The following is a 26,785-nucleotide window of genomic DNA, read 5'->3' as shown; positions in this document are numbered from 1 at the left end:
GGGTGAGTTTTGAGTTATAGAATCCACACGCAATCACTACGACACCAGCTAGTCGGCTTTGCACTGGCACCACTATGTCTCGCAGTAGCCAACACAACTATGGCGCAGCAAGATGAAGGCATAATTGAAGAAGTCATGGTGACAGGTAGCTATATACGCTCCACCAGCCAAGACGAGGCGTCTCCAGTAGAGGTCCTTTCCAACGATTACATTGTCAATTCCGGCGCCGTTGATGTCGGCGAGTTGACCAGCAAATTGTCAGTGAGTTCAGGCACGGAAAACAATCCTGACTCGTTCACCTCGGGTGAGACCCAGGGCACCAGCAACGTGAACCTACGTGGATTAGGCCTCACATCTACACTGGTCCTAGTAAACGGCAAACGCCAAACAATCACCGCTGCAACCGCGAACGACGGCAGCGTGTTTGTTGATACCAGCACCATTCCTATGGCAGCACTGGAGCGTGTCGAAATTCTGAAAGAAGGGGCCACCGCCACCTATGGCTCTGATGCCGTCGCGGGAGTGGTCAACTTTATTCTTCGCAAAGACTTTGAAGGCGTTGAATTCTCTACTGGTTATGAAGAAATTAGTGATGGTGGTGCAGGCAAGTACGACCTCAACCTCCTAGCCGGTTTCGGCAATGATCGCACTCACGTCACGTTGGCTGGCTCATTTATTAGCCAAGACCCGTTGAGCTCCTCAGAGCGCCCCTACACAACAGAAAATGCGGTCTCTACCCTTGGACGAAGTTTTCTGACATTGGCACCCGGCGGCGTCGGCACAGGTGATTATGCCGGTAGCTATGGTTTCCTTGAGACCGTTCCTGACGCAGCTTGTGTTGCGAATGGCGGCGCTCCGGGTACGCCCTTTGTACCCCAAGGGGCGTTTGGCCCCGGCACCGGCGGTGGCGGCAAGTGTGGGTTTGCCTATGGACCACGTTTTAACATTGTGAACAAAGAAGAAAAGCAGCAGCTCTACGGCAATCTAACCCATGACTTTTCTGATGCATTATCGCTAACAGCCGAATTGGGTTGGACGCATCACGAGGTAAAAGACAACCCTCAGTCCCCCTCATACCCGGCCCTCACCTTTCCCACGCTTTTACCTGGCACAGCAGGCAGCCCCTTTAGTGTTCCTGTTCGTTGGTACGGAAGACCTTTGGGTGCAGAGGCCCCCTCCCCGCTGGCGCCGAGAGATAGCGATACCCTGCGCGCGTCGCTGCAGCTCGACGGTGAATTTGACAGCGGCTGGAGCTGGATGGGAGCACTCACCTACTCTGAAAATGATCGCGAGGTCTATCAGCCCGATACCATCAGCTCGCGATTAAGCGCAGCGTTGAGCGGTGTGGGTGGCCCAAGCGGCACCGAGTCTTTCAGCCCTTTCGACCCCAGTGCAAACTCACCAGAATTGATCGAATGGCTGAGTTACCAAACCTTCACCAACAAAAAAACCGATCTAACCGTCGCTGACTTTGTTGTGAGCGGTGATCTCTTCGAGATGAGTGCTGGACCCGTCGGATTTGCCGCAGGTGCTCAGTGGCGTGAGGAGAGTTACTCGGCCAATCGTAATGAGCTGTATACACAGTCCATTGATCCTGCAACAGGTGCGACGATTCCTGTTGACTTGATCTTCTTGGGTGGTGGCCTACCCATCGACGAATCGAGAGATTCCTACGCTCTATTTGCGGAAGCCAACTTCCCCCTCACTTCATCATTGGAAGCTAATCTCGCCGTGCGGTACGAGGATCTTAGTTCGGATAGCAGCATTGACCCTAAGCTATCGCTTCGTTGGCAAGCTGCTGACTGGCTGGTACTTCGAGCCTCTGCCTCCTCTGCGTTCCGTGAGCCCTCATTGGTGCAGGTATACAACCAAGAGACCTCACTGCAGGGACTTGTTGACCCTGCCAGTGGCTCAAGCAGCGCGCTGTTTGTACGGGTGAATTCGCAGGGAAGCACGGCTCTGGAGCCTGAAACCTCGACCAACTTCAACATGGGCGCGGTATTCACACCGACTGATAACCTCACCTTCAGACTCGATTACTGGCGCTTTGAATACGAAGACGTCATCACAGTCGAAAACGCCCAAGGTAAGCTGAACGACAACCCCAACGGTGCTGACATTATTCGTGATTCAGCTGGCACCCTATCGGGCGTCAATGTGGCTTACCTCAATGCTCAAGAAGTGACGACCGATGGTATTGATGTGACGGCAGACTGGATGATCCCCTCCAACGCGGGTGAATTCGGACTGCACTTGTCGGCGACACACTTTCTGAGCTACGAGATCCCCTGCACTGCAGCCAACGATCGAGGATGTACAGGCGACAGCGGGGTACAGGACGTTGCGGGTTACTTTAACTACGACAACTTTGCACGGTCTATTCCTGAGACAAAGGTCAACGCTACCGCCGACTGGCGTGTAGGCAATCACAAGATTGCACTGCTGGCCTTTTATACCTCTGAGTATGAAACATCGCGTGTTATTCCCGATGCTTTGGTTGATCGCGGATACTCACAGGACATTGATTCTTGGATGACTCTTGATCTGCAGTATTCCTATAGCTTTAACCTAGGCAATACGGAAGCAATGATCACTTTGGGCGGTAAGAACATTACTGACGAGGACGCACCTCGGCTCTTCGATGCAGCTAACTTCAGCTACGACCCAAAGCACCACGATCCACGCGGGCAAATTTGGTACGGGCGTATCAAGCTTGCTTTGTAGCGCCAGAGCGTAACAAAAGGGCCGCGGCGTGAGTCGCGGCTTTTTTTTGCCTTACCGAAAAAGCCGCAAAGCGAGGCATAGATATGCCGTTCAAGAGCTCCTATGATAACGAGGTAAGCATTAACGCAAGGGCACCAAATACTGCAATGCTGGACCGATCTCTTTACGGTACGCCTAATCGCGCCATTCATAAACGAGTCACCAAAGCGGTGCTGACTCAGGCCCAATTGAACCTAGTAAAACCTCTTCCCTTCACCATAAGAAATGGTGGAGCCGTCTTTGCTCTTTCGTTCACTGTGCTGAACTGCATTGTGCCTCTGGCAAACAGTGATACTCAAACTCAAGCGTCAGATCTTATCGATATCATGACCAGTGTCCGTGGCATTGGTGATGGTTCACCTAAGAGCGGCAGCGCCAGTTATTGTAAAGTCGCCGATAGCACCGATGTCATTATCTATGTGGGCGAAGGAACCACAGGCACGACTCAAATGTGGGCGGAGGCACTCATCGACTTTTGGAAAACAGGGCGACGCCATCAAGAAGATACGGCGCCCCTAAACGATACTAGGACCACCTGGGCCGGTGATCCGAGTCTGAATTATGTCACGCTAACCTTGGCCGAATTTAACAGCTGCAGCGCCTCAAGCCTTGCAAACGCCTCCTTATTTCTCATGCCCGGCGGTAACCCCTATGAAATGCAACGCAACTTAGGAGCCAGCGGTAAGGCAAAGCTCACACAGTTTTTGGACCAGGGCCGTAATTATTTAGGGATTTGCGCGGGAGGCTACTATGCAACTGCGGGTTACTACTGGAAAGGAGATGACGGCGTTCCGACTGAAAATTGTGCAGATAAGTTTTGTCGTTATGGGATCGATGGCACGTATTCTTTTGATAACAACACTCAGGACTTCACTCGTCAGGAATTGAACGGAATTTCTTATCACGCGAATCTACTGGGCTATGGCCCGCTGGCGACTACCTTTCTGGAGGGACCTATAGAAGAAATTGCTGGCCCCTGGCGCTCTGATAGCAGTCCCAACCCCCCGTACGACTCTCACCAAATAAGCGCTAGCGGGGACGAGGCTCAACTTTCTTTGAGGGCCATTTATTGGGGCGGGGCCACTGAAAATTATATTTACACCCAAACCAAAGATTGGAACATGGCGTCAACCGAATGGGCTCACTATATCCAAGACACCAACAACAACGATGACTTATATTTTCCACAAGAAGGCAGTCTTTGGGCCTTGAAAAGCGTTAAAACCGATACGGGCGGCACCATCTTGCTGACCAGCGCTCACTTTGAGGCTTCGCTATTTTATTCCGAGCCACCCTTTTTGAACGGAGGCCTCACTGAATGCCAGCAGTACAATAACTATACCTTCATGATTCACCGCATGGCGGCAATGGTTGGCCGATCAGCCGTTCCAGATTACGATATGAACTGCAGCGGTGCGCGCGACGGGGAGGTCAAGCAGACTCGGCTATTGTTCCCAGATGGGCTCGCTCACCAAAATACCCCTCGACCAGCTGCCGACATTTCAGCCCATGGAACAGCCGCGCATCTCCAATAAGTTTTGACGACCTAGGCCTAGTCAAAAAGGGTTATAGGCCGCAGCGCAAACTGCACTGGCCAGCTGCTCATCCGGCTAGCATGGCCAAGATAGCTGTGGTTTGCTCTCTCCAGAGGTTTATGAAGACACTCAAAGGTCACGCGGTGCTAGCAGCAACACCAAACCCTTTGCATGACTGCTGTCCTCTGAGATGATAGAGGCACAAGAAACATAAATATCGTAATTGGCGCCAAAAGCAGCCCGCACTCCAGCTGATCTGGCAACACCCATTGACTGGGCAGCGCATTGGCTGAATTGCGGCACATGGGGACTCTACCTCAAGAAAATCTACTACAAACAGCAGAACGCTGCACTTCGCTGCAAACCTCACTTACCGCCAAGCAGGGCCCCGTCATGGATTTCAGTCAGCATGCCTAACTCACCTCGAAAGAAATGGTTACTGCTCACCTTGCTCTGCTTTGCCGGTGCAATGGTGTACACCTTCCCTTTTCTAAGATACTCCTACTACGACACCATGAAGGAGGCACTTGGGGTCACTCACACTCAAATGGGGCTCATGCAATCTGTCAATGGTATTGCAGCCACCTTCGGTTACATCCCCGGTGGCTGGCTTGCAGATCGTTATTCGCCCAGAAAACTACTCGCGACTTCGCTCATTGTGACAGGGCTGAGCGGTTTTTATTTCTCGACATTCCCATCTTTCGTTGGCGGTTTATTTCTCTATGGCTTTTGGGGCATCAGTACCCTCATTATTTTTTGGGCGCCCTTTATCAAAGCCACACGAAACTTGGGGCCCGATGAAGAGCAGGGACGGTTATTTGGTTTATTAGAGGGTGGACGTGGGGTCTTTGGCTTTCTCATCAGCATGTTCACGCTCTTCGTTTTTAGGGAGATGGGCGAAGGTCCGGTCGGCTTGATGTGGGTCATCAATATTACTGCCGTCGTAACCATAGCGGCCGGTATCACCGTCTGGATGATGTTTGACGATACTGTTCAGTACGGCGGGTCGGAACCCATCTTAAGAAATTTTAAAGCTGCCCTTAAAACGCCTCAGGTCTGGATTATTGGGCTCATCATTTTTTGCGGTTACGGCTTGTTTGCCAGCCAAAGTTACATCACGCCCTACATGACCGGCGTCATGGGTGCCGTCGTATCCTACGGGGTATTGATGGGCATTCTAAGAACCTATGGCATCCAAGCAATCGGGGCTCCCGTGAGTGGCTTCATTGCTGACAAAATTGGCGGCGCCACGATCGTCATAGGCTGCGCATTTGTAATAGCCGCACTCTGCGTCGTGCTCTTGCTTGCCGTTCCCGCTGAGGCGAAGTATCTAACGACCGTATCGAATGTCATGGTTGTACTCGCGTTTTGTGTTTTTGCACTGAGAGGCAATTTTTACGCGACCTTTGCAGAGTCAAAAATTCCCGTACACACCATGGGAACTGCCGTTGGGGTAGCCTGTTTTTTGGGCTACCTGCCCGAGGGTTTCACCTACCCCATGATTGGTTATTGGCTAGACAAATATCCGGGGCTACCCGGCTACCAAATCACCTTTGTTTACATGCTCGGATTATCAGTCGTGGGCATCGTTGCTGCTGGACTTCTCCGGAGAGTAAATCGCAGCGGCATTAGAAAGGGTCTGCTCAAGCATGGGTAAAGTTTTATCTGATGAGCAGATTCGTCAGTACCACGAGCAGGGCTTTGTTTCACCTATCGATGTTATCAGCGAATATGAAGCCGGGCTTTATCTGAAGCGGTTTCAAGAGGCTGAACACAACCATCCGGAAATGGCGCACCCGCACAAACGCAACAACATTCATTTGTCCTACAAATGCCTTGATGAGTTGGCACATCACCCTGTCGTGCTCGACGCGGTAGAGGACATCATCGGGCCGGATTTTGCGCTTTGGGCAACGGTCCTTTTTTGCAAGGAACCCAGCAGCCCGCACTATGTTAGCTGGCATCAAGATGCGACCTACATGGGAATGAGTAGCCCTGCATTCGTAACGCCATGGCTGGCACTGACATCAAGCAATCCCGCTACGGGATGTATGCAGATGATTCCAGGCTCACATCTCAGCGAAATTTTTGATCATGAAGACACCTATGCCGAAGACAACATTCTGACCCGAGGGCAAGTTGTTAAAAATGTCGATGAGACCCACGCCGTGGACCTTATTTTAAAGCCCGGTCAAATGTCGTTGCACCATGGCAAAGTGGTTCACGGCTCTCGACCCAATACGAGTCAGCGCCGGCGTATCGGTTTTGCCATGCAGTCTTTTATGCCACCGAACATCAAACAGCTTGTGGGAAAAAATCTCTGGCTCAACATGCGCGGAGCCAATGTGCGAGAAAATAGCATTGCACTTCACCGACCGGCACATGACCTAGATCCAGTGGCGGCTTCCGATCGAGCGCTCGCCGATGCCAATTTAGACGATATCCTGTACCTTGGTGCCACTCAGAAGAGAGGGTTTTAAGAACGTGTCAAAACTGTCGCAGCCCGTGCTTGACGCCGGCAAACTGACCCGCTGGCGCCAGACACTTCACCGGTATCCAGAACTCGGGTTTGAGCTGACCGAGACAGCTCAATATATTGCAGAGCAGCTTCATGCAATGGGTATTGAAACCCATACTGAGATCGGAAAATCAGGCATTGTCGCCGCACTGCGCAAAGGATCAAGCAACAAGGCCATCGGCCTTCGAGCCGACATGGATGCACTCAAAATCCAAGAGCTCAACACCTTTGATCATCGATCACAAACCGATGGCTGCATGCACGCCTGTGGGCATGACGGCCACAGTGCGATGCTGCTGGGTGCGGCAGAGGCGCTATTAGAAATAGATTTCGACGGCACGGTATATTTCATTTTCCAACCCGACGAGGAGCACGGATTGGGCGCCCAAATGATGATCGATGACGGTTTATTCGACCGTTTCGAAATGGATGCAATCTACGGCATGCACAACATACCCGGACGTCCAGCAGGCCAGCTCGCCATTAAACCGGGGCCCATCATGGCTGGGGAAGACAATTTCTGCCTGACGATTATCGGGCGTGGAGGACATGCGTCACAACCGCATCAACTTATTGATCCTGTGATCATAGGCGCTGAAATTATCTCGGCCATGCAAAGCATTGTCTCTAGATCCATTGATCCGGCAGAGCAAGCCGTTATCTCGGTCACGGAAATTGAGGCTGATGGCACGGTCAATGTCGTGCCCAGCAACCTCACTATCAAGGGCGATTGTAGAAGTTTTAAGTTACAAGTCAGCCAAACAATGGAAGCGCGTTTACAGCAGCTGGCTCGGGGTATTTGTGAAGCTCATGGCGCCGAGCTGCAATTCTCCTACCAACGTGTATTTCGTGCCACCGACAACCACCTACCAGAGACTGAGCACGCCCTAGCCGCTGCTCGAGCCACCAACGCAGCAGACCTCGTTGAATACCCTTGCGTTCCTATGACCGCATCGGACGACTTTGCCCACTTTCTATTGGAAAAAAATGGGGCTTATATTTTTATTGGAAACGGCGTTGATAGTGTTGGCGGATGTGCCTTGCACAATCCACACTATGACTTTAATGACGCGATACTAGTCACTGGCGCAAGCTTTTGGATCAACCTCGTCAAACAACAACTTGCAGATTGAAGCAGCGAGTCTTCCGATGCCCTACTCCTTCACCCACCACTTTCACAACACTGAGCAAGACAATCACTCTTGCCAATTAGCCGACGACTTATTTGGAAATGAAGAATGCGCGCAAGCGCTTTCCAGTATCAGTCAATGGCCAAGTTATGAACCAACCCCGTTAGTGAGCTTGACCGATATAGCCGCTGAAGCCCGGGTTCAAAAAGTTTATTACAAAGATGAATCTACACGCTTTGGTTTGGGTTCTTTCAAAGCGTTGGGCGGCTCCTACGCGGTCAGCCGCTTGCAGCAATCAGCTACCACGCAACCCCTCGTCGTTTGTACAGCCACCGACGGCAACCATGGCAGGTCTGTTGCTTGGGGAGCTCAACAACTTGGCGTAGAGTGCCACATTTTTATTCATGCCAATGTCAGCGAGGCCCGGGCTGATGCTATGGCAGCGTTTGGCGCGGTCATTCATCGTGTTGCTGGCAACTACGACGACTCCATTGCCGAATGCATCGACTATGCCGCACGGAACCACTGGCAAATCGTCTCCGATACGTCATGGGAGGGTTATCGAGATCCCCCCAGACTTATCATGGCCGGTTATTCCGTGATGACTCACGAAATTCTCCAACAACTCGATGGCGACAGGCCGACGCACATCATCCTTCAGGCCGGCTGTGGAGGTATGGCTGGAGCTCTCATTGCGTCAATGTGGCAATTTTGGAAAACGCTTTTACCAAAAATAGTGATTGTCGAATCAGATAGATCCGACTGTGTGTATCAAAGCCTAAAACGCGACGAGATCCATCGAGTCAATATTGTCGAAGAAACAATTATGGCCGGCCTGTCCTGCGGCGAGGTTTCCGAACTTGCTTGGCCACTGATTCAGAAAGGCAGCTCCGACGTGCTGACGATTAACGACGAAGGGGTGGCACCGATGCTGCGGTGGCTGGCCAACCCCACTCGACAAGACCGTCCCCCAATAGTTGGCGGTGAATGCTCGGCATCGGGCCTGATTGCTTTGTTAGCAATACGGGGGGACCCAACCCTTGCTAAAAGTATAGGCATCGACAGCGACTCGAAAGTGCTAGTGATTGGAACTGAGGGCAATACAGACCCCGATGTTTATCAAAAGATACTGCAAGGGGAACTATGAAAACCATAGATTACGAGCTTATCGCTGAAGACCATCGTATTCGTTTAGGCATGATCGTGTTGCAATCTGACGTCACGATTGAGGATGAATTTAGAGCCTATTTTAAAGATAGCGATATCAGCCTTTTGGTCAGCCGCATTCCTTTTGAAAACGAGGTGACTGCTGAAACCCTTGGCGCCATGTCCCAACACCTAAAACAATCGACTGCTCTATTTCCCCTGACACAGTCATTTAATGCGGTGGGCTACGCTTGCACCTCAGGTGCGATGCAAATTGGCAGCGACGTCATCAGTCAAGTAGTAAAAAATGAGCGTAACTGTGATTACGTCAGTAATCCGATGCAAGCGGCTTTAGCGGCGTTTGGGCATCTCGGCGCTAAGAACATCGGATATTTGGCCCCCTACTCCACCGATGTCTGTCAGACCATGATCGACCATATAGAAGCAAGCGGATTTAATGTAGCTCACGCACTGAGCTTCGATGAGGCGCATGATCAAGCCGTGGGTCAAATTTCACCCGATGCCATTTACCGTGCTGCTCTGGCGCTGGTAAACAGTGCTAGCCAAGACCTTGATGCAATTTTTATTGCTTGCACCAACATGAAATGCGCCACGGTACTCGATCAAATTTCTGCCGACACGGGTATTCCTGCGCTGTCTAGCAACAAGGCTTTGGCCTGGGATCTCGCTCGGTCTTCGGGCATTCCTTTTTCTTTTTAGCCTTGGCTAAGGAGGCAGCATGTCAAACATTCCCCAGCGCGGTTTTAGTAATAGCGAGTTTGAAGCGCGCCTAACCGCGATACAAGCTCTCATGGATAAGCAGGGAACCGGCGCAATTCTGCTCACTACCGAACACGACATTTTTTACTTCACCGGATTTCTAAGCCAATTTTGGCAGAGCCCTACGCGCCCTTGGTATGTCGTTATTCCCCCTAAGGGTCGCCCCATTGCAGTCATACCCGAGATAGGCGCAAATGCAATGAACAATGGCTTCATGAAAGACATCAGAAGCTGGTCTTCCCCCCATGCGACGGACGACGGTGTTGGACTCTTAACCGACACGTTACTTGAAGTCCTCGCCAGCACCACCGCCAAGACCATTGGCATCAATAAGGGCCGTGAGACCCACATACGCATGCCATTGGAAGATTTTGAAAGGCTGACCGATCACCTGTCTAGTAGCGACTCTCATATTGGATGGGTCGATGCCACAGACAGCATTAGAGCAGTACGAATGATTAAATCGCCTGCCGAGATCGCCAAAATTCGACACGTCGCAGGCTGCGTATCTGATGTGTTTGAGACGCTATTTTCTTTTGCAGAAATTGGCATGCGCGACGTCGACTTGTTTCGATCCTTCAACATCGCCTGCCTTGAGGCAGGCGTCGATACGGTTCAGTACCTCGTCGGTGGCGCCGGGCAACATGGTTATGATGACATTATTTCACCACCCTCAGGTCGGCTCCTCAGCGATGGCGATGTATTGATATTTGATACAGGCTGTACCTTCGACGGTTACTACTGCGACTTCGACCGCAATTACGGGTTTGGTGAGGTCAATGATGGCGCCAAAAGAACGCATCAAGCCGTTTGGCAGGCGACAGAAGCCGGTCTAAAAATGGCACTCCCGGGGAACACATGTGCGCAGGTGTTCGCCGCCATGCATGAGGTACTCCTCAAAGCTGGCGCACTTGGTGAATCGGTTGGACGCTACGGGCATGGTTTAGGCATTCAACTCACTGAGCCCCCCTCTTTCACCGCTTGGGAAAATACTGTTTTGCAAGAGGGCATGGTGATGACACTGGAACCGGGAATGATTTACGCTCCCGGAAAAATGATCGTTCATGAAGAAAACATTGTCATCGGCGGTGACGGCCCTGAACTTCTCTCACGTCGAGCGCCTGCGGAGTTACCGATAAGCCAATGAGCACACAATCACCAACGCACCCATCGAACAAACTGACATTACCAAGTCATGCCCGGGTCGTCATCGTGGGGGGAGGCATTCTGGGATGTTCCGTTGCTTTCCACCTTGCCAAATTGGGCTGGAAAGATATTGTTTTGCTGGAACAAGGGCAGTTGACCTGCGGAACGACCTGGCACGCGGCTGGCCTCGTAGGGCAGCTGCATGGCAGCCATGCAAGCACCGAGTTTGCAAAATACACCGTAGAACTTCTCAATACTATTGAGGCCGAAACGGGACAAAATCCGGGCTACCGTGAGTCGGGTTCCATATCCATCGCCATCAATCAAGAGCGCCTCGCTGAGCTGCGACGAAAGGCAGACTTCGCCTCACTATTCGGAATAGAAGCGCACTATTTATCGACTCAAGAGATTGAGCAGCGCTGGCCACTTATGAATCCAGAGGGTGTTCTTGGCGGCATTTTTATGCCTAGGGACGGCTCTGCCAATCCCATTGATTTAACCATGGCGCTTGCTAAAGGCGCGCGACAGTATGGCGCGCGATTGCTTGAAGGCATTCAAGTCGAGGACGTACTGGTAGAACACAATCGAGCCGTGGGAGTTACGACGAAGCAAGGCACAATTAAAGCGGAAGTGGTGGTCAACTGTGGCGGTATGTGGGCGCGTGAACTGGGCCAGAAAAATAATATCGGTGTGCCCCTCCATGCCTGTGAGCACTACTATTTAGTGACCGAAGCCATCGAATCTCTTCCGCAGGATTTACCCGTGCTGAGATCTTACTGCGACGGCACCTACTTCAAAGAGGATGCCGGTAAGCTTTTGTTTGGTTTTGCCCACAACCGAGCCAAGCCCTGGGCGACCGCTGGCATTCCTGCAAATTTTTCCTTCGAGTCACTGCCCTTTGTTGAAGACGATGTCATGGATATTTTGGAGCAGGCCATGCATCGAGTGCCACTGCTTGAGACTACCGGTATTAGGACGTTCTTTAACGGGCCCGAGAGCTATTCCTATGACGGACGCTTTACCCTTGGTGTCGCGCCCGACCTGCCCAACTACTTTATTCTTGCGGGACTCAACTCAACCGGCATACAGACAGGACCCGGTGCTGGTAGAGCGCTGGCAGAATGGATTGTTTACGGTCATCCCACACTTGACCTCAGCAGCATGGACCCCGCCCGCTGCGAAAAATTTCAGGCGAGAGATCCTTACCTCAGGGCCCGATGTCCCGAAACCCTGGTTCAGACCTATGCAATGCACTGGCCTAACTATCAGCGTCAAACCGCACGCAACATTCGGCGAACACCCTTTCATCATTTATTGCAGCAAAGAGGCGCTTGCTTCACCGAGGCCCAAGGCTGGGAGCGCCCAGGATGGTTTGCCCCCGAGGGCATTAAGCCCGAGTACCAATACAGTTTTGGTCGCCAAAATTGGTTTGAGTATGCAATCGCCGAACAACAGGCTGCCCGGGAAAGAGCGGCCATTGTTGACTACTCCATGCTGGGTAAAATTATGGTTGAGGGGCGAGACGCTGAGGCTTTTTTAGACCGAATTTGCACGAATGCAATGACAATGCCTGTGCACAGGGTTGCCTATACGTTATTGCTTAACGCGCGTGGCGGCATCGAAAGCGACGTCACGGTTGCGCGCCATGCCAAGCACAGCTACATGATGATGAGCCCTATCGCACGCACACGCAGAGACTTTGAGTATCTCAACCGACTTGTAGGGCCCGAAGAGGACGTCAGGTTGCGAGACGCCACGACCAGTTATGGCGTCATTGGATTGATGGGACCACAAAGTAGAGCCTTGCTTGCCTCGGTTACAGAGATAGACGTATCCAACGAGGCTTTTCCCTTCAACACCCTGCGTAAATGCCATATTGGGCACGCTGAAGTCATTGCACAGCGTTTGTCTTATTCGGGCGAATTGGGGTGGGAAATTTTTGTGACGCCAGACGTCGCAGAGCATGTTTTAGAAGAGCTACTGACAGCAGGAAACGCCTTTGGCTTGCAATTGCTAGGGGCCGAAGCACTTAATGCACTTAGGCTGGAAAAAGGGTTCCTGCACTGGGGCCACGACATGGCTTATACCGAAGCTCCTCATCAAGTGGGCCTAGAATTTACCTGTAAAACTAAGAGTGATAGGAACTTTATCGGGAGAGACGCCTACCTAAGGCGTAAAGCTGAGGGCGACGGGCCTTATCTCTGCTCCATTAAACTTCAGGATTCAGTGTCGCTGATGCACCATAACGAGCCAGTTCTTCGGGACGGAGATGTCGTTGGTTACGTGACCTCAGGCGCCTATTCTGCACACTTCCAATGCTCAGTGGGTCTTGGGTTTATTGAGCCTCCCAAGGGTGCATGCAACAAAGCCGCACTTACACCTGGGAATTACAGTGTCATGATCGAAGGTCAGGCCATTCCCGCTGAAGTAAGTACGCAGCCTTTTTATGACGTGAACAACGAGCGCATGCTGTCATAAACCGGCGACACCTTCTTTATGCCACGTCGTGTTCGCAGGCTCACAACGCTGACTACCCAAGCAACGTTTCACCTTAGGCCAGATTGACCAACAGGCAGCCCGTAGCGGGTGAGACGCCACACCGGCAATTATCAGTGCTCAAAAAAATTAATCCTGAAGACCGCCATGAGCCATGACATCTAAGATGGCCTGCACACATTGTTCGGGCTGATCCTGCTGCAAGAAATGGCCCGCAGGACTAATGGTTCGGTGCTCTAGCCCCTGGCATCCGGGAACGCGCTCCTTGAATGTTTTATCACCACCTTGGGTGACCGGGTCATTGTCAGCAAAAGCCAGCAAAAAGGGCTTATCGAATTGCTCGAGGATTTTCCACGCCGCCTTGTTCTCCTGCACCTCCGGTTCATCGTGAAACAACGGCACTAAGGAGGGAAACTGGCGAGCTCCCGCCGCATAAGAAAGATCTGGAAACGGGGCATCGTAGGCATCAACTTCTCTCTGACTCAAGCCTGCACTCATTAAGTCATTCATTAATGATTTGCCGGGCTGCGCTATGGCTGGGTTCTCTGCCGCGAATTTGCGCCAGTAGAGAAATCCGGGAATGCCCGTAGTGTCCCGAAATCTATCACCAAGCTCGTGTGCATCAGGCACTGGCAGCGTTTCGTAGGCCTCCTGCAAGGGCTTGGCAAATGCCTCTGGAATAATGCCAGCGGGCAGCCCGCCGTTGGCTAGCACAACGTGACTAAAGCGTTCAGAAAATGCGGTCACAAGCCTTAGACCGATTAAACTGCCCCAGTCCTGAAAAAAGACGGTTATGTCGTCTAGTCCAAGCTGCGTAAGCCAGTCACTCATCCAGGCCACATGATTAGCGTAGGTATAATCAGCTCTCTCGGTAGGTTTATCTGAACGCCCAAATCCCACGAGGTCCGGGGCAACAACCCTAAATCCTTTGGCAACCAGTAAGGGAATCATCGATCTGTAGAGGTAGCACCATGCCGGCTGGCCGTGCATCAGCAAAACAACCCTGCCATCACATGGGCCGGTGTCCACATAGTGAATTCTCAGCTGCCCTCCTTCACCATCGGCCACTGACAGGTAATTGGGCTCGTAGGGGAAGTTTTCCAAATTCTCAAACCGGCTATCTGGCGTTCGTAAAAACTCCATGGAGCACCTCATTTATTGACATATAGTGTGCCATTATATAAGGGTCGCTGCGGGAAGCAACACCTATTGATACTGTTGGTTGGTTAACACCCCTCAACAGCTCTGACCGGGGATGTCACGCCGGCAGGCGATTTATTCCCCTAAAACTGTACTGCCGGATGTCGCTCTAGTAACGGCCAAAGGCCAAACACCGGCAAAAAAAAAGGCGACCGATTGGCCGCCTCATTAGTTCAGCTAATCGCTTAGAACTCCCAGGCTGCTTGCACACCCCAAACCTCACCGCGAGCTTGATAACGGCCGTGAGAACCCGACGCGAGGGGGATGTCAAAGGCACCAGTAGCGAATCTCTCATCGCCAATGTTGCGTCCGTAAAACATTAACATCCAGCTATCGCCACGAAGACCGGTACGAATGTTGACCGTTTCAAATCCCGCCTGAACGTCAATAGGATCAAGATCACCCGTCATGAAGTAGTCGTCAGTAAAGTTAACGTCCAACTGCGTAAACCAGGCCATGGCACCGATGGGTTGAACAAACTCAGCACCAAAGGACCCTGAATACTCTGCGCTACCAAGGTCAGCACCACTTAGATCTTGAGAGGCTCCCGAGGGCGCTCCATTACCCAAGAATTTCTGCTCGCAAGTCCTGCCATCAACCGTGACCGACGTTACTGGCGCACTGGAATCGGTAATGCCTAAGCCGCGCAAAGCATCTTGCTGCAAAGCGGTACAACCAGCACCTGGGAAGGAGCCGTACTCACCATCGATATAACCGAAGGCTAGGTTCAGGCGCAGCTTGTCAGTAGCCTGCCAAGCAGCATCGACCTCAAAGCCTGAGATTTCGGTACTCGCCGCGTTGGCGACTACGAAGCCTAAGCCCACGAAAGTTGATACTTGCTGATCATCATACTCACTGTTGAAGTAGTTCCAGTTCACACGCAAGGAACCGTCTAGGAACGTATGCTTACCGCCAAACTCAACAGACCAGGCAGTCTCATCGTCGTATTCGAAACCCACGCCCGGTTGGTCACGGAGAATGGTTCCATCGGGCAAGAAGATGGGGTTTTGGTCGTCAACCGAGTTGAAGCCGCCGCTTTTGAAACCTTCGGCATAGCTCACATAAAGCAAATGATCATCAGCGGGACGCCAATTAATAGAACCCGCAGGCATCAACTGATCGGTGTCTCGCTCCTCATTAAATTCATGCGCATAAGAATCAAAAGATGCACCCATTAGCCCGTGTAAGAGCGGATTAACTGACGGGGGCACAGGGTTCATTATTCCAGTAGAACCCGTCGTAATGTCGGTACGAGCAGAAACCTTCTTGGTTTCCTCGGTGTAACGTAAGCCTGCTGTAATGCTTAGGGTCTCAGTTAAATCAAAAGTACCCTGCAGGAACACCGCCCAGGACTCTGTGTCTTGAACCCAACGCGACAATCGCGCCACATCAGTGTACATGGAAAGGCCCTCAACACCCGGCGGAAGCGAACCAGGTGGAAGCCCAAGACTGGCTTCAATACCCGCTAACTGCGCACCGCTATACGCCAAGAAAGTCGGGATACCACAGGCACCGAGAAGCTGGGGCACCGGGCAAGTGATTAAGCGCATCACGTCGGGCTGCCCTAAGGAACCCCTGACATCGACCAAGCGATCGATTTCCTGCTTTGAATCAATATAGTTAGCCCCCGCCACCCAACTAAAGCGTTTCGAGGGGTCCGATGACAATCGGATTTCCTGGCTGAATTGCTCATATTCGGAGTCGTCGCTTCGACCAATAAATTCAACGGGCAAAAAGTCGGCGTCAATGCCATCTTCGTATTCGTAGCTTGACACACCTGTCACCGCCGCAAAGGTCATGCCGCTGTCAAATTCGTGCTCAAAGTTCACCGAAAATTCATGGTTCTGAGTATCAGTTCCCTCTAGTCGCTCAGCGCCATCACTGCCCGACAGCGCCGCACCACCGATTGAATAGCCATCGCGATAAGTATCATTTGACGAGGCTTGAAACGTTGGAAAGGCGAGCCCCATGGTGGCATACATTGCCGCGTTCGATGCGGGCGCATTGGGCAACGGTTGGAACGTTGTGACCGTGGCCGTGCCGCCCTGACGAACGAAATCACTGTAGGTATAACGAAGCGCTAGGGTCGTTTGATCAGAGGGTTCCCATTGGGCACCGATACGCGCAATCGTTTCATCCGTGCTGGGCATATCATTGCCCCAGGCATTGGGTGATGTGTTGTCGAGGTAGCCATCGATTTCACGGTCCATAATAGCCAAACGCATGGCGAAGTTATCCGATAGGCTGCCGCTGACATAACCCTCAAAATACTTACCATTGTCACTCTCAAAACTCGCAGCCACTCTGCCGGACAGGCCTTCGCCCACCTTGGGTGCAGCCGTGCGTACGTTGATTGCGCCCGCTAGTGTGTTCTTACCAAACAAGGTTCCCTGGGGCCCTCTTAGGACCTCAACCTGTTCTAGATCAAATAAGCCAAGTCGCGCCTGTCGGCTCTTACCATAGTGCACGCCGTCGACAAACATGCCGACCGACTGCTCAAAAGACTGTTGAGCACCTACTGAAATGCCCCGCATAGTAATGATGGTGTTAACCGCGTTTTCGGTGACTGAGAAGTTGGGGACGTAAGCACCCAAGTCGCCTAAACCTCTAATCGAGGCATCCTGAATTTGCTCGCCGCTGATCGCGGTTACCGATATCGGGACATCCTGCAGGCTTTCAGTCCGCTTTTGGGCAGTTACCAATACTTCTTCAAGCTCGGCAGCCCAGGTACCAATAGAGGTGGCAGCAACGGCTGCGCTCAAGGCTAATTTCGACACGACTTGCTTCATTGAGGAACTCCTAGGTATCTATTTTTTATTAGTTGGTAGTTCTTATCCGAGTAAACCACACCGCGCAGCAAAATTGTAGGTGCAAATAGCCGCATTAACTGAGTGCCTTGCTAGCACCAAAAATCAGCCATCCGACCCATCTATTACTGCCTGAAAGACAACGTACAAGCCGCCCTTTTTTACCTAATGGTTTCGATCATGTTATAGCATATAATATGCCATTTTATTCGGCTTGGTGGCAACTCCGAGGCAAATCACAGAACGTCGGCGATTTACTCTGAGCATTATCAAACCCTTTAAGTATCGAACTCGCCCTCAACCCGCATCATCTGCGGTAATTGTCTCTCGTAGCGCCGCAATCACTGTTTGTGCCGCCGGTGACAGGGTCACACCACGGCGTGTGATGATGCCAATCACGCGAGTCACAGTAGGGTTTTTTATGGGGATGAAGCGCAGCGTTGAGGCACCATCCTGAAATGCCAACCTCGGCAATGTCGTATAGCCAGTGCCGGTCTCTAACATGGCGACAATAGAAATCATCTCAGAAATGTAAATCCGGCTTTCGGTCAGCAACTCCTTGGCCGGTGTCGCCTCGAGTAAACGCGAGGTACCGTTTCTTATCATCGTTTGGCCAATCAGATCATGCCAACGCAAGCTATTGGCATCGGCCAAAGGGTGGGTCTGATGACAAACAGCACCAACGGCATCTTCCAGAATAGGCTCAAATTCAAGGTCTTCAGCATCGGCCCAAAGCGAGCTGACGCCAAACTCCACCTCTCCTGTGCGCACCATGTCAGCGACGACATCAGCAGGGCCATCGTGAAGGCCCACCTCCAACCCCGGGTACTTGCGCAAAAAATGATTGAGAACATAGGGCATATACCGCCTAGCGATCGATGGGGCCGTGACCACTTCAACGCGTCCACTGCGTCGATTGACCACATCATCGAGATCTTTGACGATGCGATCGTGCACCCCCAGTAGCTCCCGGAATCGAGGAATACACACCTCACCAAAAGGCGTGAGTCGACCCGTGCCCTGCTTTTCCAGTAATGCAGCCCCTAAGCTGTCCTCAAGCTCTCGAATCCCCAATGACAGTGCAGGTTGCGTGCGATGCAGGTGCTTAGCCGCAGCTTTGAATCCGCCCTCATCCAAAACGGCTAGAACGTATCGCAGCTGCTGCAGCTTCAACCCTTTGTTCATGAGCAACTCCGGTAAAATATAAGTATTATTTATATTTTTATTGGTTTAATTAATTTTCTTTATTTAACACAAGCCGCTAGCCTGTGGCAATCGCCATTGTTCCTTACCACAGTTCGGGAGTTCATCATGTCAGAGCAGCACGCCCTTTATATTGACGGTAACTGGGTGAACACCCCTGAAGCCATTGCCAACCAAAACCCTTCCGACACCGACGATGTCATTGGGCACTACGCGCAAGCCAGTATCGACCAAGTTAAGGAAGCCATTGACGCCGCCAACAGGGCCGTAGCGCAATGGGGACAGTCTCCGCTGGAAACCCGATACCAAGTCCTTATGGCGATTGGTGACGAACTAATAGAGCGTAGTGCAGAGCTGGGGGAATTATTGGCTCGAGAAGAGGGTAAAACCCGAGCCGAAGGTGTCGGTGAAGTTTATCGCTCGGGCCAATTTTTTCACTATTACGCCGCAGAGGTTCACCGTCAAATCGATGATCGCGCTGAATCTGTTCGACCCGGCATTGAAATAGAAACTCGCCGAGAACCGGTTGGTGTGGTGGTGGTTATCAGCCCATGGAATTTCCCAATGGCAACCGCTGTTTGGAAAATTGCGCCCGCGCTTGCTTTTGGTAACTCGGTGATTCTCAAGCCCGCCAATCTCGTTCCCGCCAGCGCCTGGGCACTGACTGAGATTATTGCCCGGCAAGCCGCCCTTCCCTCAGGCGCTTTTAATCTGGTCATGGGTAGCGGCAGTCAGGTCGGCAACACACTGATTAATAGCGACCAAATTCACGCGGTGAGCTTCACTGGGTCACTCCCCGTTGGACGCCAAGTAGCCAGCGCGACAGCCGCAAACTTGGTGAAATGCCAACTGGAAATGGGCTCTAAAAATGCATTGATCGTTGCCGCTGACGCCAATTTAGACGTCGCCGTCAATGCGGCTTTCGTCGGCGCTTACAGCGGCACAGGGCAAAAGTGCACCGCTTCATCGCGGTTAATTGTTGACGCCAGCGTTTATGACGAGTTCGTTGCGAGGCTAGGAGAGAAACTCTCGGCTACTCGTGTTGGACATGCCCTTGAAGATGGCGTGGACATGGGCCCTATCGCATCAGAAGAGCAGCTGGAAGCGAATCTCGCTTGGATCCAGCGTGGGATAGCAGAAGGCGCCCAACTCACCCAAGGGGGCGAGAGACTGAGCCTCGACAAACCGGGCTATTACATGTCGCCAGCGCTTTTTGTAGACACCGACAATGCCATGGCTATTAACCGCGAAGAATTATTCGCCCCCATAGCAAGTGTCATTAAAGCAAACGATTACGAGCACGCCCTCGAGATTCTCAACGATACCGAGTTTGGTCTTACTGCAGGCATCATTACCCAATCCCTCGCGCTGGCTATGGACTTCAAGAAACGCGCCGTCAGCGGTTGTGTCATGGTCAATTTACCCACCGCAGGAACCGATTATCATGTGCCTTTTGGGGGCCGGAAAAACTCAAGTTTCGGCCCTCGAGAGCAAGGGCAATATGCGCGAGAGTTCTACACGACGGTTAAGACAACTTATATTCAAGCTTAATAAGCGGGAGCGACACATGAATCCAGCCTGGACCGTGGTCGATGGATTACAGTACTCAGCGTGGTCACGCGAAGTTTTTGAGCAAATGCATGCCGGTGGCCTTAACGCCGTGCACGTTACCATCGCTTACCACGAGACCACTCGAGATACCCTGACGCAGCTAGGCGAGTGGAATGCTCGCTTTGAGGCGTTCCCCGACTTAATCCGACCCGTCTTTGAGCCAGAGGATATCCTCCTAGCAAAAAAAGAAGGGAAGATTGGTATCATTTTTGGCGCCCAAAATTGCTCGCCGATTGAAGACGAAATTCGACTTGTTGAAATTATGCGGCGCATGGGCCTCATGATCATGCAGCTGACCTACAACAATCAAAGCCTTCTCGGCTGTGGCTGTTACGAAGCTGAGGACAGCGGGCTAACCCGATACGGCAAACAAGTTGTACGCGAGATGAATCGAGTGGGCATGGTCATCGACATGTCTCACAGCGCTGAGCGCTCAACCCTAGAGGCGATAGAACACTCCCAGCAGCCTGTGATTATCTCCCACGCCAACCCCAGTCATTTTCACCCCGCTCTGCGTAATAAAAGCAACACCGTGATTGATGCCATAGCCGATAATCAAGGCTTGCTGGGGTTTTCTCTGTACCCTTTTCATTTGAAAAATGGCCCGCAATGCTCCCTCGAAGATTTTTGTGACATGGTCGCCTGGACCGCAGACCGCATGGGTATCGATCGCATCGGTCTGGGCTCCGACCTTTGCCAAAACCAACCACAAAGTGTGCTCGAGTGGATGCGAAACGGACGCTGGTCTAAGGCCATGGATTATGGCGAGGGCTCATCGGCCAATGCGGGTTGGCCTGATGCATTGACTTGGTTTAGAGACAGTCGCGACTTTCCGGGCATTGCAGCCGCACTTCAGGCAAAGGGTTTCAGTGATGAGGAGACGGGAAAGATCATGGGTGGTAATTGGGTAGATCTATTGACCCGCGTCGCCAAACCTCAAGACATCAAGCCTCTTTCTGTAGAGAATGCTGCGTGATCGACGCGGTCTTACAAGCCGCCCGTGTTGCGCCTGCGCTGCGACCACAGGGCTTAGTGATGGACCTCGAAAGGCTAGGCACCCTCGTCCCAAGCCGCTTGAGTTTTGCGCGCAGCCTCATACGTCAGATGGCGCGACAGCGCTGGCAAATCACTCAAGAATATTTTGCCTTGGACGAGGGTGGCTACGGTGAAGTCATCTATCGAGTGCAAACACCTCATGGTCGATACCATGTGGTTATTTTCTCGCAACATATCACCGACGAACAACGCACCGATCGTGTCATTGCCAACGCATGGGACGTTACTTTTGGCCTAGTTGAGGGCGATGTAGAAGATTCATTGTTCACCGCACTGGCTGAAAACGTGCCACTCCAGGAGGCAGGACGACAACACCCGCGTTTGCTGGTTATTTCTCGGGCCAACAAGAGCCTGCGCAATTTTGAAGTGTTTGTGCAGTCACTGGCCTCAGGGGAACAGCCGCCAGTCGAAGCCATTCGCGAAGTGGGCTACCTCTACCGCACGACAGCCGTCTACGGTAATGGTAAGTTCGGAATTGCCGACTACGGACGCCTGCAAGGCAACCCAGACTTTCGATATCCCTTCTCAGCCCAAATGACTGCGGTCTATGTGTTGCGACAATTTTCCATCGATCAAGCAGAGCACTTAGCACGAGTAGCAGCTCCCGAGACCGCGGTGCCCCTAGCTAATGAATTGCGGCGCTACCTAGGCATTGGAAATTCTACTGGGTTAGGCATGGCCCCCTTTCTTATTCGCCATCCGCAATTGATCAATCAATGGATTCATGCCCGAGAACAGGCATTGGCAACAGCCAAAGCGCAGATACCCTCGGAACTAAGTCGGGAACGTTTACTCTCGCTGTGCCTGAGAGCCCAACGCTACCTCGACGAAACTTCAGTCGAAAATACTACGCAGGCAGAACGCAATGCCACCGTTGTGGCCGAGTTGACGGATATCATTCCGTGGCTGGAACAGATCGCCCTTCATGAGACGTTATGGCAGCAACTTACTGACTGGTCAGAGGCCGCTCAGACCACCGACACTCAAGAGCTTTTGAATACACTTCTGATCGAGCTCTACCCTGAGTCAGTCGACATGCTCGAGGATGCCATGGCCGTTGAAGAAAAGCTTGAGCTAATCCCCGATATGCCTCTCGTTCAGCTGAAGCAGGTTATCGAGACCCAGTTCGACTGGGCTCTATCCGAGGATTTCGAAGCCCCGGAAGCGAAGCATTGGTTTTGGTATCAGTCAGTAGAAAAAGAGGAGCCAAGACTGGGCGTTCGTGGTGTTGATCCCGGGGAAAGCAAAGAGCTACCACTGGCCATTGCACCCCGCGTGCAACGCAGCTACGCAGCGCTTGCTGAGTTTCTACAGGCCAACCCTAAAGCCCTCACGATTGACTTTCTTCTCGCCCAGCCAAAGCACATGGAAAGCATTCGTCGCATTCAAACCATGGCCACCACCGCCTACGGCGAGATTCAGGGTAATTTGTGGCACCGCGACATGAAGCCCATGCACTTATTACGCGCCAAACTGTCATTTTTGGGCGCCAATCGCTTTGACCCTCGGGGGGACCGCTGGGTACGCGTTACCTTTTTCCAAGGTGCCCCACTCATTGATGAACTTAATGGAGAGCCAACCGACCTGTTTGCTTTCGATGATTGGAGCTACGCCTTAGCGCCAACTGATTCAAAAACGGGCGAGGGTTTTGACGCGGTGGAAAATCATGAAAGTTTCGTTTAACGAACTCCAGGGTCTCTCTCGCAAAGCCTTTATTGGTATTGGCTTTGCCGAGGGTCATGCTGATGACGCCGCCGATATGGTGACGTGGATGGAAAGCTACGATCTGCATGGTCTCGAAGCACTGAACTTGGGGCTCGAGCATTTGATCGGGGAAGATCCCGACACTCACCCTGAAATTCTTTATCAAGATAGTGATTTAGCCGTTGTCGACGGACACAACCTAAGTGTCTTGCGGGCCTGTAATTTGGCACTGGAACTGGCCTTCGCCAAAGCGCGATCTCGAGGCCTCTCAGTAATCAAAATAAGGCGTTGTCGACAACGTCAATTGATCATGGGCTACCTGGCGCGATTGTCGGCCCGGGGCATGAACGTGACGGCCTTTTGGCGCAATGCTCAAGTCCCGCTCACAGAGCAAGTGGTGGGCTTTAGAGCTAATTCGACCGTGCCGTCGATTCGAGTTTACGCGGTTGAAGAAGTTCCAGAGGAAAACGAACCCAACGACGGCGTCACGCTATTTATGGCCAACCACGTCGACTTGCTTCCCACCATGCGCTCTGACTTCAAGTATGACTTGCTCGCCAAACACGATGAGTCTGAGTTGCTTGCAGTGAGAGAGCGCGCAATGACGTCGGGTATCGAGGTATCAAGAGAGCTCTGGCTAAGACTCAAAGAGCTCGCACAATATGCTTTGGTGGAATCCTTCGACGCCTCGCGTCTGGGAGCGGGGCCGGCTGAGTGATGCACCCTGTATGATGATGAACTTCAGTACGGTGTCGATTGGCGGCACCGCCAACTCAAAGTGTCGATTCGCGGTCATAAAGCCGAATCTACTGCAACTGAAGGGACCCTACTTTGCCAACTGAGCATTTACCGAGCACCGCTGCGCCCGGGCGCGTCACGGCGCTGTCCGCCTTATTTGTGTGTGCTTTCTTAGCGCTTTTTTTCATTGATTCAGCCCTTTTTTCACGTTGGATTGATCAATCCTTTAATTGGAGCGCACAGTACTTTGGCCTATTTTGGCAGTTACTAATGATCGCCAATTTTGCAGTTGCCATTTTTCTGGCAACCCGCCCCTATGCCCGATTCAAATTGGGCGCTACCGATACACCCGAGTTCCCAGCGTTCCAATGGGTCGCCATGGTGTTGTGCACCTTACTCGCAGGAGGCGGCGTGTTTTGGGCGGCCGCAGAACCCGTCGCGCACTTTGTTACCGTCCCTCCAGTCTTTACCGATATCGCACCGGGAACCCAAGAAGCCGTGCCACTGGCGCTGGCCCAATCGTTTCTACACTGGGGATTTCTTGCTTGGTCAATTCTGGGGAGTCTGACAGCCTTGGTGTTGATGCGCTTGCACTACGATATGGGACTGCCTCTGGCGCCCAGAACACTGTTATATCCGCTGCTTGGCGAGAAAGGTGTCCGAGGACCTATCGGTGATATTGCTGATATCGTGTCGATACTCGCAGTATTTGCCGGCACTGTGGGGCCGATTGGTTTTTTAGGCCTGCAAATCAGTTACGGACTGAGCTCGCTTTACAACACCCCCGACAGCACCACAATTCAACTGCTCACCATTGCCGGCCTGATGGTCGTCTATCTCACATCGGCCGTCAGCGGTATGCATCGTGGTATTCAAATCTTAAGCCGACTTAACATTGTCCTTGGCGTCGCCCTGCTGCTTTTTTTACTTTTGGCCGGGCCTACGGCTTTTATTTTTCAGGCATTTTTCGAAGGGTTATTGAGCCATCTAAGGTGGCTACCTGAGCAAGCGCTTTATCGCGGTGAGGCTGGCTGGTTTAGCGACCCCGGTTGGCTGTCGTACTGGACGATTTTCTTTTGGGGATGGTTTATTGGCTACGGTCCCATGATGGCCATTTTCATTGCACGTATTAGCCGTGGTCGCAGCGCAAGGGAAATCATTATTTTAATGTCCGTAATTGCACCCGTATTAACCATGGCATGGTTCTCGATTCTCGGGGGCACAGGGCTGGGGCTTGAGATAGCCAATACCGGCACGATCACCGAACCTTTTGAGGGCTTTAACCTGCCCGCCGTGCTGCTAGCTATCACTCAATCCATGCCATTTAACACCGTCGTATCTTTTCTATTTCTGATTCTAACCGCGCTCTTTGTCGCTACTACGGGGGACTCGATGACCTACAGCTTATCGGTGGTCTCGGCTGGGCACGACAATCCTCCTCGCTCATTGCGGCTGTTTTGGGGTCTAGCTTTGGGCGTGACTGCGATGATTCTGGTGGGCGGCCCCGACGGTGGCGTCGGTAAACTTCAGAACTTTATTGTAGTGACCGCCGTGCCAGTGTCCCTACTACTGCTCCCCTCCCTTTGGGGTGCCTTGCCCTTATTAAAGCGAGATCAATGACAGTTCCAATGCCGATGCCGCGCCTCATTGAAGGTTGCCATGAGACACCTCAAAACGTCACTGCAAGCGAGGACAGCGCATGCCCCTAGGTCTTTTAAAATATGGTCGAGGCAGTGATTATCCTTTCGAACGTCAGCCCGACCTTCCCGGGCCACGAGAGCTTAAAAAACACTATGATGTCGTGATTATTGGTGGCGGTGGTCACGGCGTTGCTACTGCTTATTACCTCGCTAAATATCACGGCATTACCAATGTTGCGGTGCTCGAAAAAGCGTATCTAGGCGGCGGCAACACCGCCCGCAACACGGCGGTTATTCGATCTAACTACCTCACCCCAGAGGGCGTTCGTTTCTACAGCGCGTCGGTGAAGCTCTTTGAAAATCTTGCCAACGAATTTGACTTCAACATTATGTACTCCCAGCGTGGTCAGCTTACTCTTGCCCATACCGATGCCACGGTGCGTGCCTTCAGACAGCGGGCCGAAGTAAACAAACACTTCGGTGGCCGTACCGAGATGATTGATCGCCAGAGCATTGCCGATTTGGTGCCCTGCCTAAATCTTGATCCAGCGGAGTTGCCGGTTTTAGCTGGACTTTGGCACCAAGATGGCGCCACCGCCCGCCACGATGCCGTCGCTTGGGGGTATGCGCGAGGCGCCACCCAGCGTGGCGTGGAATTGCATCAATTGACTGAAGTCACAGGCATTGAAAGTGAGGCTGGGCAGGTGACGGGCGTAGTCACCAATCGTGGAAAAATTGCGTGTGGCACAGTCATCCAGGCGGTCGCAGGCCACAGCGCTGTGATGTCGCAAAAAGCCGGCTTTTCGTTACCCATAGTCGCCTATCCTCTGCAGGCCATGGTTACCCTTCCGGTGAAGCCCTTTCTCAACCCATTGGTGAGTTCGTCAGCGCTACACTGCTATGTTCAGCAAACCAGCCGCGGCGAAATTGTCATTGGCGGCGGCTCTGACCCCTACCCCTTGTATAACAGTCGCGCATCGCTGCCGCTCAAAGAAAGCTTGGTCGCCAGCGCCGTCGATATGTTTCCGTTTCTCAGTGAGATGCGGCTGCTGCGACAGTGGGCCGGGATCACTGACATGACTGCCGACTACAGCCCTATCATGGGCGTAAGCCCGCTAAAGAACTATTACCTTGATGCGGGCTGGGGTACTTGGGGTTTCAAGGCGACGCCTATTTGTGGCAAGACCATGGCTGAACTCGTCGCCAGTGGCGGCCAAGTACCTGAACTTATTCAACCGTTCGCTCTCGAGCGCTTCGATCATTTTCAGCAAGTCAATGAAATGGGCGCAACGGCGGCCAGTCACTAGGGGGA

General features: G+C 52.3%; 18 protein-coding genes. 15 read left to right on the top strand and 3 right to left on the bottom strand.

Translation table 11 applies throughout. The features are described 5' to 3' along the window. Positions 1–9 precede the first annotated feature (9 nt). From ACMAY6_RS05560 to ACMAY6_RS05520, 9 genes are all read left to right on the top strand, one after another. A complete protein-coding gene (locus ACMAY6_RS05560; RefSeq protein ID WP_435215162.1) occupies positions 10–2,724 on the top strand; it encodes a TonB-dependent receptor plug domain-containing protein in 2,715 nt (904 codons plus the stop codon). An 83-nt stretch (positions 2,725–2,807) separates the two neighbouring features. Continuing rightward, positions 2,808–4,298, top strand: coding sequence for a BPL-N domain-containing protein (locus ACMAY6_RS05555; RefSeq protein ID WP_435215160.1), 1,491 nt, complete (start codon positions 2,808–2,810; stop codon positions 4,296–4,298). Positions 4,299–4,707: 409 nt separating this feature from the next. After that, positions 4,708–5,955, top strand: coding sequence for an MFS transporter (locus tag ACMAY6_RS05550; RefSeq protein ID WP_435215158.1), 1,248 nt, complete (start codon positions 4,708–4,710; stop codon positions 5,953–5,955). After that, a complete protein-coding gene (locus ACMAY6_RS05545; protein ID WP_435215157.1) occupies positions 5,948–6,778 on the top strand; it encodes a phytanoyl-CoA dioxygenase family protein in 831 nt (276 codons plus the stop codon). The genes ACMAY6_RS05550 and ACMAY6_RS05545 overlap by 8 nt, the downstream gene beginning before the upstream one ends. A 4-nt stretch (positions 6,779–6,782) precedes the next feature. Further along, positions 6,783–7,949, top strand: coding sequence for a M20 aminoacylase family protein (locus tag ACMAY6_RS05540; protein ID WP_435215156.1), 1,167 nt, complete (start codon positions 6,783–6,785; stop codon positions 7,947–7,949). 16 nt (positions 7,950–7,965) lie between these two features. Then, positions 7,966–9,093, top strand: a complete 1,128-nt coding sequence (locus ACMAY6_RS05535; RefSeq protein WP_435215154.1) for a diaminopropionate ammonia-lyase — start codon at positions 7,966–7,968, stop codon at positions 9,091–9,093. After that, complete coding sequence (locus ACMAY6_RS05530) at positions 9,090–9,812, top strand: maleate cis-trans isomerase family protein (protein WP_435215152.1); 723 nt, start codon at positions 9,090–9,092, stop codon at positions 9,810–9,812. The genes ACMAY6_RS05535 and ACMAY6_RS05530 overlap by 4 nt, the downstream gene beginning before the upstream one ends. A 19-nt stretch (positions 9,813–9,831) precedes the next feature. Then, complete coding sequence (locus ACMAY6_RS05525) at positions 9,832–11,019, top strand: M24 family metallopeptidase (RefSeq protein ID WP_435215150.1); 1,188 nt, start codon at positions 9,832–9,834, stop codon at positions 11,017–11,019. Next, positions 11,016–13,496 (top strand): GcvT family protein, encoded by a 2,481-nt coding sequence (locus tag ACMAY6_RS05520; protein WP_435215148.1) that lies wholly within the window; start codon positions 11,016–11,018, stop codon positions 13,494–13,496. The genes ACMAY6_RS05525 and ACMAY6_RS05520 overlap by 4 nt, the downstream gene beginning before the upstream one ends. Before the next feature lie 147 nt (positions 13,497–13,643). Here the strand turns inward: ACMAY6_RS05520 and ACMAY6_RS05515 are convergent, their stop codons facing one another. The 3 genes from ACMAY6_RS05515 to ACMAY6_RS05505 form a co-directional block, all read right to left on the bottom strand. Continuing rightward, positions 13,644–14,657 carry a haloalkane dehalogenase gene (locus ACMAY6_RS05515; protein ID WP_435215146.1) on the bottom strand — a complete coding sequence of 338 codons (1,014 nt, stop codon included), beginning with the start codon at positions 14,655–14,657 and terminating at the stop codon, positions 13,644–13,646. A 242-nt stretch (positions 14,658–14,899) separates the two neighbouring features. After that, positions 14,900–17,503, bottom strand: coding sequence for a TonB-dependent receptor (locus ACMAY6_RS05510; protein ID WP_435215145.1), 2,604 nt, complete (start codon positions 17,501–17,503; stop codon positions 14,900–14,902). A gap of 315 nt (positions 17,504–17,818) precedes the next feature. Next, entirely contained in the window at positions 17,819–18,706 is an 888-nt protein-coding gene (locus ACMAY6_RS05505; RefSeq protein WP_435215143.1) for a LysR family transcriptional regulator, read from the bottom strand. Between the two features lie 126 nt (positions 18,707–18,832). Between ACMAY6_RS05505 and ACMAY6_RS05500 the strand changes: the two genes are divergently transcribed. The 6 genes from ACMAY6_RS05500 to ACMAY6_RS05475 all read left to right on the top strand — a co-directional run bounded on the left by ACMAY6_RS05500 (position 18,833) and on the right by ACMAY6_RS05475 (position 26,780). Continuing rightward, the gene (locus ACMAY6_RS05500; RefSeq protein WP_435215141.1) at positions 18,833–20,275 is read left to right on the top strand and encodes an aldehyde dehydrogenase family protein; all 1,443 of its coding nucleotides are present in this window, start codon (positions 18,833–18,835) and stop codon (positions 20,273–20,275) included. A gap of 16 nt (positions 20,276–20,291) precedes the next feature. Further along, positions 20,292–21,311: a membrane dipeptidase gene (locus ACMAY6_RS05495; protein ID WP_435215140.1), complete on the top strand. Its 1,020-nt coding sequence runs from the start codon at positions 20,292–20,294 to the stop codon at positions 21,309–21,311. After that, positions 21,308–23,074: a hypothetical protein gene (locus ACMAY6_RS05490; RefSeq protein ID WP_435215138.1), complete on the top strand. Its 1,767-nt coding sequence runs from the start codon at positions 21,308–21,310 to the stop codon at positions 23,072–23,074. The genes ACMAY6_RS05495 and ACMAY6_RS05490 overlap by 4 nt, the downstream gene beginning before the upstream one ends. Then, complete coding sequence (locus ACMAY6_RS05485) at positions 23,058–23,813, top strand: Ldh family oxidoreductase (RefSeq protein ID WP_435215136.1); 756 nt, start codon at positions 23,058–23,060, stop codon at positions 23,811–23,813. The genes ACMAY6_RS05490 and ACMAY6_RS05485 overlap by 17 nt, the downstream gene beginning before the upstream one ends. Before the next feature lie 113 nt (positions 23,814–23,926). Further along, complete coding sequence (locus tag ACMAY6_RS05480; protein WP_435215134.1) at positions 23,927–25,453, top strand: BCCT family transporter; 1,527 nt, start codon at positions 23,927–23,929, stop codon at positions 25,451–25,453. Positions 25,454–25,532: 79 nt separating this feature from the next. After that, a complete protein-coding gene (locus tag ACMAY6_RS05475; protein WP_435215132.1) occupies positions 25,533–26,780 on the top strand; it encodes an FAD-dependent oxidoreductase in 1,248 nt (415 codons plus the stop codon). Positions 26,781–26,785 lie beyond the last annotated feature (5 nt).

Origin of the sequence: Luminiphilus sp. nBUS_16 (assembly GCF_051201645.1) — a bacterium.
Classification (GTDB): Bacteria; Pseudomonadota; Gammaproteobacteria; order Pseudomonadales; family Halieaceae; genus Luminiphilus.
The sequence above is the reverse complement of the archived record's forward strand: the minus strand, read 5'-3'. Positions and strand labels throughout refer to the sequence as shown.